Source organism: Klebsiella sp. 141161 (assembly GCF_050600815.1).
GTDB classification, from domain to species: domain Bacteria; phylum Pseudomonadota; class Gammaproteobacteria; order Enterobacterales; family Enterobacteriaceae; genus Klebsiella; species Klebsiella aerogenes.
In genome coordinates, this window is record NZ_JAQIRN010000001.1 from 190,035 (window position 1) to 205,612 (window position 15,578).

15 protein-coding genes and 1 riboswitch are annotated in these 15,578 nt (G+C 56.4%); of the genes, 10 read left to right on the forward strand and 5 right to left on the reverse strand.

Annotated features, from left to right (window positions below):
* Nucleotides 1–7 precede the first annotated feature (7 nt).
* Nucleotides 8–1,132 (reverse strand): BamA/TamA family outer membrane protein, encoded by a 1,125-nt coding sequence (locus PGR79_RS00990; protein ID WP_271032549.1) that lies wholly within the window; start codon nucleotides 1,130–1,132, stop codon nucleotides 8–10.
* Between the two features lie 257 nt (nucleotides 1,133–1,389).
* Nucleotides 1,390–1,493: riboswitch (TPP riboswitch) on the forward strand.
* Nucleotides 1,494–1,559: 66 nt separating this feature from the next.
* On the opposite strand from PGR79_RS00990, the gene PGR79_RS00995 reads away from it, so the two are divergent.
* The 6 genes from PGR79_RS00995 to PGR79_RS01020 all read left to right on the forward strand — a co-directional run bounded on the left by PGR79_RS00995 (nucleotide 1,560) and on the right by PGR79_RS01020 (nucleotide 7,855).
* Nucleotides 1,560–2,255, forward strand: a complete 696-nt coding sequence (locus PGR79_RS00995) for a TenA family protein (protein ID WP_271032550.1) — start codon at nucleotides 1,560–1,562, stop codon at nucleotides 2,253–2,255.
* The gene (locus tag PGR79_RS01000) at nucleotides 2,252–2,977 is read left to right on the forward strand and encodes an ABC transporter ATP-binding protein (RefSeq protein ID WP_430920847.1); all 726 of its coding nucleotides are present in this window, start codon (nucleotides 2,252–2,254) and stop codon (nucleotides 2,975–2,977) included. The genes PGR79_RS00995 and PGR79_RS01000 overlap by 4 nt, the downstream gene beginning before the upstream one ends.
* Nucleotides 2,974–3,714, forward strand: coding sequence for an ABC transporter permease (locus PGR79_RS01005; protein WP_430920849.1), 741 nt, complete (start codon nucleotides 2,974–2,976; stop codon nucleotides 3,712–3,714). Before PGR79_RS01000 ends, PGR79_RS01005 begins: the two co-directional genes overlap by 4 nt.
* A gap of 27 nt (nucleotides 3,715–3,741) precedes the next feature.
* A complete protein-coding gene (locus tag PGR79_RS01010; RefSeq protein ID WP_063410364.1) occupies nucleotides 3,742–4,671 on the forward strand; it encodes an ABC transporter substrate-binding protein in 930 nt (309 codons plus the stop codon).
* A gap of 307 nt (nucleotides 4,672–4,978) precedes the next feature.
* Nucleotides 4,979–6,364 (forward strand): diaminobutyrate--2-oxoglutarate transaminase, encoded by a 1,386-nt coding sequence (locus tag PGR79_RS01015; RefSeq protein WP_047048511.1) that lies wholly within the window; start codon nucleotides 4,979–4,981, stop codon nucleotides 6,362–6,364.
* A 9-nt stretch (nucleotides 6,365–6,373) separates the two neighbouring features.
* Complete coding sequence (locus PGR79_RS01020) at nucleotides 6,374–7,855, forward strand: pyridoxal phosphate-dependent decarboxylase family protein (protein ID WP_271032554.1); 1,482 nt, start codon at nucleotides 6,374–6,376, stop codon at nucleotides 7,853–7,855.
* Between the two features lie 67 nt (nucleotides 7,856–7,922).
* Here PGR79_RS01020 and PGR79_RS01025 read toward each other — a convergent pair whose 3' ends face one another.
* The 4 genes from PGR79_RS01025 to PGR79_RS01040 all read right to left on the reverse strand — a co-directional run bounded on the left by PGR79_RS01025 (nucleotide 7,923) and on the right by PGR79_RS01040 (nucleotide 12,370).
* The gene (locus PGR79_RS01025) at nucleotides 7,923–9,113 is read right to left on the reverse strand and encodes a cytochrome c biogenesis protein/redoxin (protein ID WP_271032555.1); all 1,191 of its coding nucleotides are present in this window, start codon (nucleotides 9,111–9,113) and stop codon (nucleotides 7,923–7,925) included.
* An 88-nt stretch (nucleotides 9,114–9,201) separates the two neighbouring features.
* Complete coding sequence (locus PGR79_RS01030) at nucleotides 9,202–10,554, reverse strand: ATP-binding protein (protein WP_271032556.1); 1,353 nt, start codon at nucleotides 10,552–10,554, stop codon at nucleotides 9,202–9,204.
* Complete coding sequence (locus PGR79_RS01035) at nucleotides 10,554–11,291, reverse strand: response regulator (protein WP_430920853.1); 738 nt, start codon at nucleotides 11,289–11,291, stop codon at nucleotides 10,554–10,556. Before PGR79_RS01035 ends, PGR79_RS01030 begins: the two co-directional genes overlap by 1 nt.
* An 86-nt stretch (nucleotides 11,292–11,377) precedes the next feature.
* The gene (locus tag PGR79_RS01040; RefSeq protein ID WP_337071900.1) at nucleotides 11,378–12,370 is read right to left on the reverse strand and encodes an alpha/beta fold hydrolase; all 993 of its coding nucleotides are present in this window, start codon (nucleotides 12,368–12,370) and stop codon (nucleotides 11,378–11,380) included.
* Nucleotides 12,371–12,617: 247 nt separating this feature from the next.
* Between PGR79_RS01040 and PGR79_RS01045 the strand changes: the two genes are divergently transcribed.
* From PGR79_RS01045 to pqqC, 4 genes are all read left to right on the forward strand, one after another.
* Nucleotides 12,618–13,637: a dipeptidase gene (locus tag PGR79_RS01045; protein ID WP_430920855.1), complete on the forward strand. Its 1,020-nt coding sequence runs from the start codon at nucleotides 12,618–12,620 to the stop codon at nucleotides 13,635–13,637.
* 138 nt (nucleotides 13,638–13,775) lie between these two features.
* On the forward strand, nucleotides 13,776–13,847 hold the full coding sequence (pqqA, locus tag PGR79_RS01050) for a pyrroloquinoline quinone precursor peptide PqqA (protein ID WP_002905689.1): 72 nt from the start codon (nucleotides 13,776–13,778) through the stop codon (nucleotides 13,845–13,847).
* Nucleotides 13,848–13,901: 54 nt separating this feature from the next.
* On the forward strand, nucleotides 13,902–14,819 hold the full coding sequence (pqqB, locus tag PGR79_RS01055; protein WP_113373334.1) for a pyrroloquinoline quinone biosynthesis protein PqqB: 918 nt from the start codon (nucleotides 13,902–13,904) through the stop codon (nucleotides 14,817–14,819).
* A gap of 2 nt (nucleotides 14,820–14,821) precedes the next feature.
* Nucleotides 14,822–15,577, forward strand: coding sequence for a pyrroloquinoline-quinone synthase PqqC (gene pqqC, locus PGR79_RS01060; RefSeq protein WP_430920857.1), 756 nt, complete (start codon nucleotides 14,822–14,824; stop codon nucleotides 15,575–15,577).
* Nucleotide 15,578: the final 1 nt, after the last annotated feature.

Below are 15,578 nucleotides of genomic sequence, written 5' to 3' on the forward strand. Positions count from 1 at the left end.
CGTACCTTTACAGTCCGGAACCCACGTTAAAATAGACCGCCTGTTCGTGTTCGCTAAATGCGACATCGACGCCGGTAAATAAACCATACTGACGGGCGACCAGATAACGAAACCCGGAGCCCCACGCCACTTCGGTTTGCTGCCACAGCGACCCCGCCTCATCGCTCGCGCTGCCGATACCGACAAAACCTTGCAGGATCCAGCGCGGCGCAAATTGCCAGGCCAGTTGCGTCTGGGCGACAGCGACATAATCGCCCTGATAGCGAAAACGCGAGATGCCGCGCAGTTCGATGTAAGGCCGGGCCATAGGCGTTAGATGCTTGTCATGATGAGTCAGCGACTGATAATTTGCCGCCAGCGCCAGGGTTAAGGTCGGCGCCAGCGGGATAAAGTATTTACCATCCAGCGACAACTGATTGTAATGATAGTCGCCGCCGAGAAGAGCGCGGTAAAAACGGTACTCGCCCTGCAGCGATAACCCTTTCTTAGGGTAGAAAAAATTATCGGTAGTGTCATATTCCGCCACCACGCCCACCGCCGAAGAGGTGCTGTTTTCCCCGAGCACCCGCTGCCACACCTTGTTAATCAGCGGATTATCCGCGGTCACATCGGTGTGCGCATAGAATTGCGAGGCGCCAAGAAAAACCGGAGAGTCCCCCACGCGGAATAACAGTTTTTGTAAACCGCCAAAGCCTTTGGTATGGGTTTGCACCGCCACATTTTTGTTAAACCCGGCAATGTCACCCGAATAGATATCGAGATTGACATTGGCGTAGCCCGCGCCAACCAGATAACGAATACTGTCATGATTCCAGGTATGACGATGCGCGGCGCCGATGAACCAGGTACCATTTTGCGTCCCACCACCGCCGAACCCGGTCAGCGCCGGTGGAATAAAACGATCGCCCTCGCGGGAGCCTTTACCGTGCAGAAATAAACCAAACAGACCGCCGCCGTAGCCGATAGCCGGCTCGGTAATCATCACAGGTACCGGCAGAAAACCGTACGGGTTATCCTGCAGATACTGGCTCATATCGAGCATGCCGTCTTCAGGGTCGAATAATTGCGCTGCGATAGACGCGCCAGGCGCGAGGGCAAGCATCAGTAAAAGAGTAAGGCCTGCCAGCTTCATGCGGTCTCCAGCACTGACGCATTCATAAGAGGATATTAATGTAATGTGCTAAAAATATATCGTAAGCCCTTGTTCTACGCCAACTTACCCTCTCCTTACTTTGCTTATTTTTGGATAAAAAAGCGTGGTTAATAACACAAATTGATAAATGTTATTTATCGTTCTGGTTCATGACCATTAATAAGTGACAGTGTCACCATGTGCGATGGTTTTTAGTTCGCCGCCGTTGTAATCAAAAAGTGAATGACGTATAACATGTCGCAACCGAGGGGTGTCCCGTGAGGGCTGAGATGGCGTAAAAGCCGAACCCTTTGAACCTGATCTGGGTCATGCCAGCGAAGGGACGGGTCGGCATGTTCGCCAGTTTTCAGTTTTGCCTGTTCACACTTCTGCACGCCCGGATCTCCCCCTATTTTCAGGAGGTCCCATGATGATTCCCGCTTTTACCCAAGGTCTTTACGGTCGACTGCGCGAGCAGGCCGGTGGCGAATGGCAACGCTACGTGTCGCACCCTTTCCTCCAGCAATTAGCCGCGGGTACGCTGCCGCAGGCAGCCTTTCGGCGCTATCTGACCCAGGATTATCTTTTCTTAATCCATTTCGCCCGCAGCTATGCCCTGCTGGTCAGCAAACTTCGCACGTTGCCGGAGATGCGCGCCGCCGCCGCCTCGATGAATGCCATCCTTGCTGAGCTACCGCTACATGTAGGCTATTGCGAGCAATGGGGGTTGAGCGAAGACGCTATGGCCCTGCAAAGCGAAGCGATGGAAACCATCAACTACACCCGCTACGTACTGGATATCGGCCACTCCGGCGACGCGTTGGATCTACTGGCGGCGCTGCTTCCCTGCGTCGCGGGCTATGCGGAGATCGGGCTCGGTCTGCTGCACAACCCACAAACCAACTTGCACGATAACCCCTACGCGCCGTGGATCCGCAACTACGGCGACGAGAGCTATCTACAGGGCGTCAATGCAGCGATCGGCCTGCTGGAAACGCTCTGGCAACAGCGCGGCGCGGAATCACGGTTCGCCGGGCTGAGCGACATATTTACTACCGCTACCCGGCTGGAGGGCAATTTCTGGCAAATGGGACTGAATGCCGCCGGGCAGGACAAGGCGTGATGGCGCCAGGTATTCACGTTCGCGATTTATGTCTGCGCTTTGGCTCGCGGGAGATCTTTCGCGATCTCTCTTTCGATATTGCCGCCGGGCAATGGGTGTCGCTCCTTGGCGCCAGCGGCGCGGGCAAAACCAGCCTGTTGCGTATTATCGCCGGGCTGGCGGCGCCAACCCGCGGAACCGTAATCGCCAGCGATGGCCTTCCCGTCACTACACGACTGGCGTGGATGGGGCAAAAAGATCTGCTCTATCCGTGGCTTAACGTGCGGGAAAATGTCGCCCTCGGCGCCAGGCTGCGCGGTGAAAAGGCCGATAACGCGCGGGTAAACGAGCTTCTTGAGCTGGTCGGGCTCGCCTCCTGCGCTGATGAACGCCCGGCCGCGCTGTCTGGCGGGATGCGCCAGCGCGCGGCGTTGGCGCGCACCCTTTATGAAGATCGCCCCATTGTGCTGATGGATGAACCGTTTTCCGCTCTCGATACCCTCACCCGCACACGCATTCAGACCCTGGCCGCGCGCTTACTGACCGGACGTACCGTGGTGCTCATCACTCATGACCCGATGGAAGCCTGCCGCCTCAGCCATCGTCTGCTGGTACTCTCGCCTGATGGTGAAATTGATGATAGCCATCATTTAAGTGGCGTCCCGCCTCGCGTTCCGGATGATGGCGCGCTGTTGGCAAGCCAGGCGCAGCTGCTGCAGCAATTGATGAGGGCGAACGGATGAGGGGCAAGTTACTGCGCGGGTGCAGCGTATTTTGTGGCCTACTGTTGCTCTGGCAGCTGGCGTGCTACAGCGGCATTCCCACTTTTTTGTTGCCTTCTCCGGCGGCGGTCGCTGAAGCGCTGTGGAATAACCGCAGCTATCTGGCCAGCCACACTCTGGTCACCCTAAGCGAAATTCTCAGCGGAATGGCGCTCGGCGTCGCGCTCGGTATGGTGCTGGCGCTCTGTATGACCATGTCGCCGCGATTACAACGCTGGTTGATGCCGCTGGTACTGACCAGCCAGGCCATTCCGGTATTCGCCCTCGCCCCGCTATTGGTACTGTGGTTTGGTTTTGGTATGAGCGCCAAGGTCATGATGGCGGTGCTGGTTATCTTCTTCCCCGTTAGCTCGGCGTTCTTTGACGGTCTGCAACGGGTCAATCGCGACTATCTCGATCTGGCCCGCACCATGGGCGCCTCCTTTAGCGCTCAGTTGCGTCATGTCCGGCTCATGGCGGCGCTACCCGCGCTAGGTTCCGGACTGCGGATGGCCGCCGCCGTCGCCCCCATTGGCGCCATCATCGGTGAATGGGTCGGCTCCGCCGAGGGGCTCGGCTACGTAATGCTGAATGCCAATGCCCGCCTGCAAACCGATATCTGCTTCGCCGCCCTGTTCATTTTAGTGCTGCTGACCATCGCGCTGTGGTTGGCGGTCGACGCCTTTTTGCACCGGCTGATCAATTGGTCGCCGGAATAACTTATCAACAGATAATAAGGAAGAGATATGCGTAAACCTCTGTTGGCCGGCCTCACTCTGCTGGTTTGCGGCCAGGCATCGGCAAATGAAAAGCTGACCCTGGTACTGGACTGGTACATCAACCCGGATCATGCGCCCATTATGGTGGCGGAACAGATTGGCGCCTTTCGGGATGCCGGGCTGGATGTCAACATCATCCCCCCTTCCGACCCGGCGCTCCCTCCGCGCCTGGTTGCCGCTCGCCAGGCGGATTTAGCGATAACCTATCAACCGCAGGTTCACTTCTTCGCCGATGAAGGACTGCCGCTGGTTCGCGTCGGGACGCTGATCCACTCGCCGCTGAATACCGTGATTGCGCTGGATCCGCGCATCAAATCTCCGGCCGATCTACAAGGGAAAAAAGTGGGATACTCGGTGAGCGGTATTGAACAGGCGACACTGGCCACCATGGCGCAGCACGCCAACATCGACCCTAACAGCATTAAACTGATCAACGTTAATTTCCAGCTCACCAGCGCTCTGCTGGCCGGCCAGGTCGATGCTGTTATCGGCGGTTATCGCAATATCGAAGCGCTGGAACTCAAACTGCAGGGCAAAAGACCGGTGGTCATGAATGTGGAAGACTATGGCGTGCCCGCTTACGACGAACTGGTGATCGTGGCAAACAAAGCCGAGGTCAACGCCCCTAAAATCAAAAAATTCCTCGACGCATTACAGCAGGGAGTGAGCTATTTGCGCGCGCATCCGCAACAAACCTGGCAGCGGTTTGCCAAAGCGCATCCGGAACTCAATACCGAACTGAACCAGCAGGCGTGGTTGCAGAGCGTGCCGCTGTTCGCCACCGATCCGGCAGCGTTAGATAAGCCCCGCTACGACGCGTATGAACAATTTTTATATAACAATAAGTTGGTGAAAAAAGTAACACCTTTAGCAAATTATGCGATCGAACTGCGTTAAGTAACCATAAAACTGACGGAAGTATTTCCGTCAGTCATTCAGCGAAGCGGTAATAAAAATATATAGACTTTCTCACTAATAATTACACTTTCCATGGTTTTAAAAAAAATCGAAATTTAGCTTTTAAATCAGCTAATTATATTGACATTCCTGTATGTAATAATCGCGTCAAAATAGCGCCTTAAATTAAAGATTGAATGCGGATTTAAAAAGCCATATATTGTGCGCGCTTTATGAATGCCGATTCAATTTTCTAAACCTTTTTATTCAACCAGAGTTCAAACGTAACGCTGGTTGTGGGAGTGATATGATGACGGATAAAGTCCGTATTGATACTTTAAGTGCAGATTTATTGGACGCGAACAACGAAACCTTTTTGGCCCGTCAGGCTGAATTCGAATCGAATGTCAGGAGTTACCCTCGCAAGTTGCCGCTCGCCATCACCAAAGCCGAAGGCGTTTGGCTGACCGATGCGGATAACAAACAGTACCTGGACTGCCTCGCCGGCGCCGGGACCCTCGCTCTGGGCCACAACCATCCTGAAGTACTGCAGAGCATCCAAAGTGTCATTACCAGCGGCTTGCCGTTACATACCCTCGATCTGACAACACCGTTAAAAGATCGCTTCTCTGAATACCTGCTCTCCTGCCTGCCAGGCGAAGGGAAAGAGTATTGCCTGCAGTTCACCGGACCTTCCGGCGCTGACGCCGTTGAAGCCGCGCTGAAGCTGGCGAAAAAATACACCGGCCGTACGGCGGTGATCAGCTTCTCCGGCGGTTATCACGGGATGACCCACGGCGCGCTGTCTGTGACCGGTAATCTGTCGCCAAAAGCCGCGGTCAACGGCATGATGCCGGAAGTCCAGTTTATGCCTTATCCGCACCAGTATCGTTGCCCGCTGGGTATCGGCGGCGAAGCGGGCGTGAAGGCATTGACCTATTACTTCGAAAACCTGATCAACGACGTGGAAAGCGGCGTTCGTAAACCTGCTGCGGTCATCCTTGAAGCCGTACAGGGCGAAGGCGGCGTGAACCCGGCTCCGGTTGAGTGGCTGCAACGCATCCGCAAAGTCACCAAAGAGCACGGCATTCTGCTGATCATCGATGAAGTTCAGGCAGGCTTTGCCCGTACCGGTAAATTCTTCGCCTTCGAACACGCCGGCATCGAGCCGGACATCATCGTGATGTCGAAAGCCGTCGGCGGCGGTCTGCCAATGGCGGTTCTGGGCATTAAGAAAGAGTTCGATGCCTGGGAACCTGGCCATCATACCGGTACCTTCCGCGGCAACCAGCTGGCGATGGCCACCGGTCTGACCACCCTGCGCCACCTGCGTGATAACAAGATTGCCGACAAAGTCGCCGCCCAGGGCGAATGGCTGAAAGGCAAACTGGCGGAAATGCAAAAACGCTATCCGGTTATCGGTCACGTGCGCGGTCTCGGTCTGATGATCGGTATCGAAATCGTGAAGCCGAACGAGGCGCAGGATCATATGGGCTGCTACCCGGCTGACGGCGAACTCTCCGCGCTGCTGCAGAAGAAATGCTTCGAAGCGGGCCTGATCCTGGAACGCGGCGGCCGTCACGGTTGTGTACTGCGTCTGCTGCCGTCCCTGCTGATTAGCGACGCGGAGCTGGAAGTGTTCCTCGATAAGTTTGAACAGGCCCTGCTGGCCGCCGGCGTAAAACCGGTCTGAGTGGAGTAAGTGACCGCAATGTCCAAATTGAATCCGATTCTGGCTGGGTCCGCGGCAAGCATTGACGCTTACCAGCAGGTCATTTCCCAGACCAGCCAGGCGGTTGCGCAGTGGCTGCAACAACCTGAAATGTATCAGGGGAAAAGCGTTGATGAACTCCGTGAGCGCATCACCCTTGATTTTAACGAACAGGGTCTGGGCAACCAGGCGGCGATTGAACGTGCGATCGAGTACTTCCTGAAAGACAGCCTGTCGGTGCACCATCCGCAGTGCGTGGCGCACCTGCACTGCCCAAGCCTGGTTATCAGCCAGGCGGCGGAAGTGCTGATCAACGCCACCAACCAGAGCATGGACTCCTGGGATCAGAGCCCTTCAGCCACCATCATTGAGATGAAGCTGATCGAGTGGCTGCGCGCCCAGGTTGGTTATCCGGCTGGCGATGCCGGCGTCTTCACCAGCGGCGGTACCCAGAGTAACCTGATGGGCCTGATGCTGGCGCGCGACGCCTTCTTTGCCCGTCAGGGGCATTCCATCCAGCAGGATGGTATTCCGGGCGACATTCGTCAGTACAAAGTACTGTGCTCGGAAAACGCCCACTTCTCGGTGCAGAAGAACATGGCGCTGATGGGGCTTGGCTATCGCTCGGTCACGTTGGTGAAAACCGATGAATTCGCCCGTATGGACGTCACCGACCTGAAGGCGAAGATTGCGCAAGCGCAGGCCAACGGCGAGCAGATCATGGCCATCGTCGCCACCGCCGGTACCACCGACGCGGGCGCGATTGACCCGCTGCGTGATATTGCCGGTATCGCGGCGGAGCACCAGATCTGGCTGCACGTTGATGCCGCATGGGGCGGCGCGCTGCTGCTGTCCGAGCAGTATCGCGATTACCTCGACGGCCTGGAGTTAGTGGATTCCGTTACCCTGGACTTCCATAAGCAGTTCTTCCAGACCATTAGCTGCGGCGCCTTCCTGCTGAAAGAGGCTCGCCACTACGAGCTGATGCGCTATCAGGCGGCCTATCTGAATTCCGAGTTTGATGAAGAACACGGCGTTCCGAACCTGGTCTCCAAATCGCTGCAGACCACCCGCCGCTTCGACGCGCTGAAGCTGTGGATGGGGCTTGAGGCACTGGGCAAGAAACAGTACGCTTCAATCATCGATCATGGCGTGACGATGGCGAAAAACGTCGCGGAATTCGTGAAGTCTCAGCCAACGCTGGAGCTGGTCATGCAGCCGCAGCTGGCAAGCGTGCTGTTCCGCTCACGTCCGGCGCAAATGGCTGGTAGTGATACCGCCGCGATCGCCCTGCTCAACCAGCGCGTGGGCGACGCCCTGCTGGAATCCGGCCGCGCCAACGTCGGCGTGACCGAGCATAACGGCGTAACCTGCCTGAAGCTGACGCTGCTCAACCCGGTGGTGACGCTGGACGATGTGAAGGTCTTGCTGAGCCTCGTTGAACGCACCGCCCAGGAACTGCTGGCGAAATAAGACGCTGCCGATTAGCGAGTGTCCTCCAAAGCCGATAACTGTCGTTATCGGCTTTTTTATTTCCCTCTCACGTCCGCGCTTCGCGCAGCAGTTTTTGGATTACCTGCTCCTGACGGGCATAATCACCTTCGCCAAAGGCGGTATAACGCAGTTGCCCCCGCGCGTCGAAGAAATAATGCGCCGGCCAGTACTGATTACCAAACGCATTCCAGATGGCGTAGTTGTTATCTGCGACAACCGGATAGTTTAGCTGCCGCTGGCTGACCGCTTCACGAAGCTGCGGCAACGACCGTTCCCACGGATATTCCGGCGTATGTACGCCAATCACCACCAGCCCCGCATCGCGATACTTATTGGCCCACGCCCGTACATAAGGCAGCGTATGCTGACAGTTGATGCAATCGCGGGTCCAAAAATCAATCAGCATCACCTTGCCCTTTAACGCCGCATTGGTAAGCGGCGGGCTATTAATCCATGCGGTGCCGCCTTGCAATTCCGGCATAGCGCTGGTTGGCCGCGGCGAAACGATAGGCTCCAGCCGAACTCGTTGTTGATCCTGGGGCATAAACGCGCTGAGCCGCTGCTCCAGACGATGGGTTAAACCGCTGGCGCCCTGCAGATAACGATCGCTACCGCTGGCGATTAATGCCACTGCGGCCAACATTGCCACGCCAGCCAGTTGGCGTAACCGCCCACTTATCACCTGACCACCGCGCAAACGGGAAATCAGCCGCGCGCCGAACCACCCCAATAGCAGCAACATCAGCGCGCATCCGCTGGCATAGGAAAGCAGCAAGATGCCGGTAGTCACTGAATTTCCTTGCAACAACGCCAGGCTAAATATCGCCCCCAGCACCGGTCCCGCGCACGGCGCCCAAAGTAGTCCAATCGCCAGTCCGGCGAATACTGAAGCGAGCCCACTGCCATAACGATAGCTCTGTTGGTTAAGTTGATTACCCAGCGCCACCGCTGGCGATCCGAGCCAGCCTGCAACGCGTGATGACAGCAAACTGATGGCCACAACGACCAAAAAGCCCAGCGCCAGCCAACGCCCGACGATAGTCAGATTGACTAACCACCCTGCTGCCGTCGTGGCCAGCAGCGATACAGCGGTATACATCAACCCCATACCGAACAACAACAGGATGAGTTGTCCCTTACGCCCGCTTACGCTGGCAAACACCAGCGGGATCACCGGTAAGGTACAGGGGCTAAGCAGCGTCAACATACCGGCCAAAAATGCAATCACAACAGCCATGATCATTCTCCTTCGCAACGTTGCCGAAATGGCAACGTCAGCATTACAACAGGAGATTGTATGGCGGATATGTCCGTGAAACGGCGGTTTAGTATATGGATTTATCTGCAGTTGGAATGGATACAGAAGGATACAAAACGGCGGCATTGAGACGTACCCGCGCCTCAAGACCGCCCTGTTGCAGATTGTGCAGGGTCAAACTTCCCTGCATCTGCCCGGCGAGCTGGGCGGCGATTGCCAGCCCCAAACCGGTACCGCCGGTATCGCGATTACGTGACTGCTCGAGCCGATAAAACGGCTGCAGTACGGCGGTGAGCTCTTCTTCCGGGATGCCGGGGCCATCATCAGCAACGTGAATGATAACATCGCCATTCGGCGAATAACTCAGGCTGATTTCCACCTTTTCGGCGTATTTCAGCCCATTATCGATTAAATTACTCATGATTCGCCGCAGCGCCTGCGGCTGAAGCGCCATGACGTCCGCCCCTTTAGCGGCATGAAAACTGACCGATTTACCGATGTCGGCATAATCACAGGCGATGCTATCCAGTAATGCATTGAGACTCATCCGCTGCGGCGCTTCTGCCAGCGGTTCGGCCGATCGTGCCAGCGCGATGCCTTCGCGAACCAGTCGGGTCATGCTATCGAGATCCTGTAACAGCTTATCGCGGAGTGCCGGTTGGTCGGCCATCTCGACTCTTAGCTTCATACGGGTAATCGGCGTCTGCAAATCGTGGGAGATCGCCGCCAGGATCCGCGCGCGCTCCTGCAAATGGTCCTGTATTCGCTTTTGCATCGCGTTGAAGGCGCGCGCCGCGCGCTGCACCTCTTGTGGTCCCTTCTCGGCCAGCGGCCCTGCAGCCGGAGTAGCCGGTTGCAGCGTATCAATGGCGCGGGTAAAGCGGGTCATCGGCGCGACCACCTGGCGGACGGCGTACCAGGCGCAAAATAGCAGTAACAGAAACTGCGCGACCAGCACCAGCGGTAGCCAACGTGCGATGGCCGGCAGCTTTGGCCACAGGTCAATGCTTAGCGGCGCGCCGTCGCGCAGGGTGACGTGGGCCTGAATATGTTCGCGCGGTCCAGGGACGGCGATAATACTCACAGGATAGCGACCGCTCAGGGCTTCCTGTAACGAGCGTACCGCATCGCGGGTACGCCAGCTGGTGGGATAATCGCCAGTTTGTCCGGCAGAAAGCTGATAGCGGTAGTTACCGCGCGCCAGACGCGCCAACCAATGCGGCCGTTCTTGCGCAGGAAGACGATCAAGGATAGCCACGCTGGTGGCGACATCGTATTCAAGGTTGCCCAGCATGACGCTACGGGCGCTGCTCATGCGCTCGTAGAGCAGAAGCGATAGCGTCAGGGCATTCGCGAGCAGCAGAGCGAGAAAAATCATTATCATTAAGCGCGACTGCAGTGACGCCGGCCACACTTTCATTATCGCGCCTCGCGGATCGACACCGGCACTGACAGCACGTAACCCTCGCTGCGCACGGTTTTGATATAGGCGGGCTCACGCGCGTCCTCCCGCAGGCGCTGACGCAGACGGCTCACCAACAGATCGACAGACCGTTCAAACAGTTCGGCATCACGCCCCTGGGTAAGGTTCAACAACTGATCGCGGTTGAGCACTCGTTGAGGATGATCAAGAAACACCCGCAGCAGGCGATATTCCGCCCCGCTTAGCGCCACAATTGTGCCACTCTCGTCCAATAGATGCCGCGCCGAGGTATCGAGCTGCCAGTCGCCAAAAGCGATAAGCCTGCCGGCTTCGCTGATTTGTAAATTGGGGGGAAGCGCGCGGGCGCGGCGTAAGATGGCTTTGATCCGCGCCAGTAGCTCCCGCGCCACGAAGGGTTTCACCAGATAATCGTCGGCCCCCATCTCGAGACCAAGTATACGGTCGCTATCTTCGCTACGCGCGGTCAACATCAGCACCGGGATATCCTGTTGGTCATCATTGCGCAACTGGCGACAAAGGGTTAAACCATCATCGCCGGGCAGCATGATATCGAGGACAATCAGATCGATTTGATGGTTTTTAAGTACAGACCACATCGCTTTGCCATTAGCTGCGCCGCTGGCGCGATAGCCCGATTTCTCCAGATAACCCACGATCAGTTCGCGGATATCGCGATCGTCATCGACAACCAGGATGTGGTCAATACGTTCCAAAGGCGTCTCCTGCGGAAAAATAAGCTCATGAAAAGCATATGCGGCTTCTCCGTAAGCGCAACTCTGCGCTTGCGGCGCGGTGAGGCTTATAAGCGATCGGCGTCAATAACCGCCTGAACAAATTCCGCTGGCGCCTCCTGCGGCGGGTTATGTCCCACTGCGCCTTTGAAATCCCGATGCTCATATTTACCGGTGAATTTCGCCCGATAGCTATCCGGCGCCGGATGCGGCGCGCCATTGTTTTCCCCCTCGATGGTAATCGTGGGTACGATAATCGCCGGCAGTTTCGCGAGTCGCTGTTCGTAGGCCGCATATTTCGCTTCACCCTGCTCCAACCCCAGGCGCCAGCGGTAGTTGCTGATGGTGACGGCAACGTGATCCGGGTTATCCAGCGCTTTCGCGCTATTGGCGAACGTGGCATCCGTGAATGTCCACCGCGGCGAAGCCTGATGCCAGATAAATTTAGCAAAGTCATGGGTATTTTGCCGGTAGCCCGCCTCGCCGCGCGGGGTGGCAAAGTAGAATTGATACCACCACGACAGTTCCGCCTGCGGCGGTAACGGCTTCTCGCCAATTTGCTGGCTGCTAATCAGATATCCGCTCACCGATACCAGCGACTTAACCCGCTGCGGCCAGAGCGCCGCGACGATATCCGCTGTACGCGCGCCCCAGTCAAAGCCGGCGAAATCCGCTTGCTTAATATTTAGCGCATCCATTAGATGCACAATATCCGCCGCCATCGCCGATGGCTGACCGTTACGCGGCGTTTTAGCCGACAGGAAACGGGTGGAGCCGTAGCCGCGCAGATACGGCACGATGACCCGGTAACCCTTCTGCGCCAGCGCCGGGGCCACCTGCGCGTAGCTTTGAATATCATACGGCCAGCCGTGCAGCAAAATTACCGCCTGGCCATCGCGTGGCCCCATATCGACATAACCGATATTCAAATCGCCGGCGTTGATTTGTTGCACCTTGTCGAAAGCGCCTGCGTCTTCAGCAGCACACACGCTGGCAGACCACAGCGTGGAGAGACACAGCGCCGCCGCGCTGACATGACGGATTGCGGATAATCTGTTCATCCTCATTTCACCTTTTATCTGGAAGTGTTAAGCAAGTACGTGAACAGTTAATCAGGCCTGTGTATCCAGCATGTGTGGGATTTATCGTGTTTTTGCATCGCCATGTATGAGGTTTGCCGATTGATACAGTGTGATACAAACGCCAGATTTGGCGATTGTTGCTAAGTTGTGAATTTCCACTTGCCGCAGCGAACAAATCAGTTACCGTGTCAGGCATTTCCAGTACAACCAGCAGATGGAGCGCGCTATGGCGATTTTTGATGGTCACAATGACCTGCTGCTCAATTTATGGCTTTACCATCGCGAGGATCCTGCAACCGCTTTCTTTGCCGGGATTGAGAACGGTCATCTCGACTATCCGCGCATGCTGCAAGGCGAATTTGCCGGCGGGCTGTTCGCGCTATTCGTGCCGCCGCAGGAATATATTGCCCGTATGGCGCCGCAACACGCCAACCAACGCTGGGATCCGATCGCTATCCTCTGGCAGCAAGTGGCCATCCTGAAACAACTTGTCGCGCAGTCCGCTGGACGCGTGAGATTGTGTCTGAGCGCGGCGGATATCGAACGCTGCCGCCAGGATAATGTACTGGCGATGGTGGCGCATATTGAGGGCGCCGGGGGTTTTGATGGCGAGGGCCGCGACCTGCAGGCCTTTTATGCCGCCGGGGTACGCAGCATTGGTCCGTTCTGGAATATTGCAAACCGCTTCGGCAGCGGCGTTAACGGTTCGTTTCCCGGTAGCCCGGACACTGGACCTGGACTGACAGCGGCAGGTATCTTTCTGATTAAGCAGGCCAATGCCTTGAAGATGCAGATTGACGTGTCTCATATGAATGAAAAAGCGTTCTGGGATACCGCCCATCACTCGACGTCTCCGCTGGTCGCCACCCACTCTAATGCCCATGCGCTATGCCCGCAGCCGCGTAATCTTACCGATGAACAACTGCGGGCGATTCGCGACAGCGGCGGCGTGGTCGGCGTCAATTTTGGCAACGCCTTCCTGCGCGCCGACGGCAAACGCGACAGCGATACTCCATTACGTACCATCGTTCACCATATCGACTATCTTATTAACATCATGGGCGTCGATCACGTGGCGCTGGGATCCGATTTTGACGGCATTACGCTACCGGACGAATTGGGCGACGTCAGCGGTTTACCACGGCTAATCAACGCATTGCGCGATAGCGGTTATGAACAATTGGTGCTGGATAAACTGCTGTGGGGTAACTGGCAAAGCGTATTAAAAAATGTTTGGCAACAATAGGTTATATTGTAAACATAAGGTTAAATACTTACATGTTGCCGGTTGACCTTTATCCCCCTGAGGGGCAATATTTGATTGCCATCACAAAACCGACACAACCGACGATGTTGATGTCGCATTTTTATAGAGGAAAAAACAATGTGGAAGAAACCTGCTTTTATTGATTTACGTCTGGGTCTGGAAGTTACGCTGTACATTTCCAACCGCTAATCGCTCCGCCCGCCGTCCGTGCGGGCATTTTGTTTTTTTATCTGGTCCGTCTTCATGTTTATAAAAGTCCTCGGTTCCGCCGCTGGCGGAGGCTTTCCCCAGTGGAATTGTAACTGCGCCAACTGTCAGGGTCTGCGCAATGGCACGATTCAGGCCACCGCCCGTACTCAATCTTCCATTATCGTGAGTGATAACGGTAAAGAGTGGGTGCTGTGTAACGCCTCTCCCGATATCAGCCAGCAGATTGCCCATACGCCAGAGTTAAATAAACAAGGCGTTCTGCGCGGCACGCATATTGGTGGCATTATCCTTACCGATAGCCAGATTGACCATACTACTGGACTGCTGAGCCTGCGCGAAGGCTGCCCCCATCAGGTCTGGTGCACGCCGGAGGTACATGAGGATCTCAGCACGGGTTTTCCCATTTTTACCATGTTACGGCACTGGAACGGCGGCCTGATTCACCATCCTGTGACCCCGTTGAATCGCTTTACCGTTGACGCCTGTCCCGACCTGCAGTTTACCGCCGTCCCCATCGCCAGCAATGCGCCGCCCTACTCGCCGTTTCGCGATAGGCCGCTGCCGGGCCATAACGTGGCGCTGTTTATCGAAAACCGCCGTAACGGCCAGACGCTGTTCTATGCGCCGGGGCTTGGCGAACCGGACGAAGCGCTCCTGCCGTGGCTGAAAAAAGCGGACTGCCTGCTGATTGACGGTACCGTCTGGCAGGATGATGAACTACAGGCTGCCGGCGTCGGGCGCAATACCGGTCGTGATATGGGCCACCTGGCGCTTGGCGATGAACACGGCATGATGGCGCTGCTGGCCTCACTCCCGGCAAAGCGCAAAATTCTGATTCATATCAATAACACGAATCCTATCCTTAACGAGCAATCGCCGCAGCGCAAGGCCCTGACGCAACAGGGAATTGAAGTGAGCTGGGACGGGATGCCTATCACGCTTCAGGACTAACTATGCAGATACGCGAAACCCTATCGCCACAGGCGTTTGAACAAGCGCTACGGGAAAAAGGCGCCTACTACCATATCCATCATCCGTACCATATTGCGATGCATAACGGCGAGGCCAGCCGCGAACAAATCCAGGGCTGGGTGGCGAACCGTTTTTACTACCAGACCAATATCCCGCTAAAAGACGCGGCGATTATGGCGAACTGCCCCGATCCACATACCCGCCGCAAATGGGTGCAGCGGATCCTCGACCACGATGGCAGTAATGACCAGGAAGGCGGTATTGAAGCCTGGCTGCAGTTAGGCGAAGCCGTGGGGCTAAGCCGCGATGAGTTACTCAGCGAGCGCCACGTGCTGCCCGGCGTGCGTTTTGCCGTCGACGCCTACGTCAATTTCGCCCGCCGGGCCAACTGGCAGGAGGCGGCGTGCAGTTCGCTAACCGAACTGTTTGCCCCGCAAATCCATCAGTCGCGCCTCGATAGTTGGCCGCAGCACTATCCATGGATCAAAGAAGAAGGCTATTTCTACTTCCGCAGCCGCTTAAGCCAGGCCAATCGCGACGTTGAACATGGACTGGAACTGGCGAAGATCTACTGCGATAGCGCGGAAAAGCAGAACCGGATGCTGGAGATCCTGCAATTTAAGCTCGACATTCTGTGGTCGATGCTGGATGCCATGACCATGGCTTACGCGTTGCAGCGCCCTCCCTATCATACGGTCACCGACAAGGCGGCCTGGCACACAACTCGACTGGTATAAC

Coding starts and splice junctions, on each gene's coding strand:
- PGR79_RS01025 (WP_271032555.1), bottom strand. CDS start 9,113: ATGGCTGTTGTGATTGCATTTTTGGCCGGTATGTTGACGCTGCTTAGC.
- PGR79_RS01030 (WP_271032556.1), bottom strand. CDS start 10,554: ATGAAAGTGTGGCCGGCGTCACTGCAGTCGCGCTTAATGATAATGATT.
- PGR79_RS00990 (WP_271032549.1), bottom strand. CDS start 1,132: ATGAAGCTGGCAGGCCTTACTCTTTTACTGATGCTTGCCCTCGCGCCT.
- PGR79_RS01015 (WP_047048511.1), top strand. CDS start 4,979: ATGATGACGGATAAAGTCCGTATTGATACTTTAAGTGCAGATTTATTG.
- PGR79_RS01005 (WP_430920849.1), top strand. CDS start 2,974: ATGAGGGGCAAGTTACTGCGCGGGTGCAGCGTATTTTGTGGCCTACTG.
- pqqB (WP_113373334.1), top strand. CDS start 13,902: ATGTTTATAAAAGTCCTCGGTTCCGCCGCTGGCGGAGGCTTTCCCCAG.
- pqqC (WP_430920857.1), top strand. CDS start 14,822: ATGCAGATACGCGAAACCCTATCGCCACAGGCGTTTGAACAAGCGCTA.
- PGR79_RS01010 (WP_063410364.1), top strand. CDS start 3,742: ATGCGTAAACCTCTGTTGGCCGGCCTCACTCTGCTGGTTTGCGGCCAG.
- PGR79_RS01045 (WP_430920855.1), top strand. CDS start 12,618: ATGGCGATTTTTGATGGTCACAATGACCTGCTGCTCAATTTATGGCTT.
- PGR79_RS01040 (WP_337071900.1), bottom strand. CDS start 12,370: ATGAACAGATTATCCGCAATCCGTCATGTCAGCGCGGCGGCGCTGTGT.
- PGR79_RS00995 (WP_271032550.1), top strand. CDS start 1,560: ATGATGATTCCCGCTTTTACCCAAGGTCTTTACGGTCGACTGCGCGAG.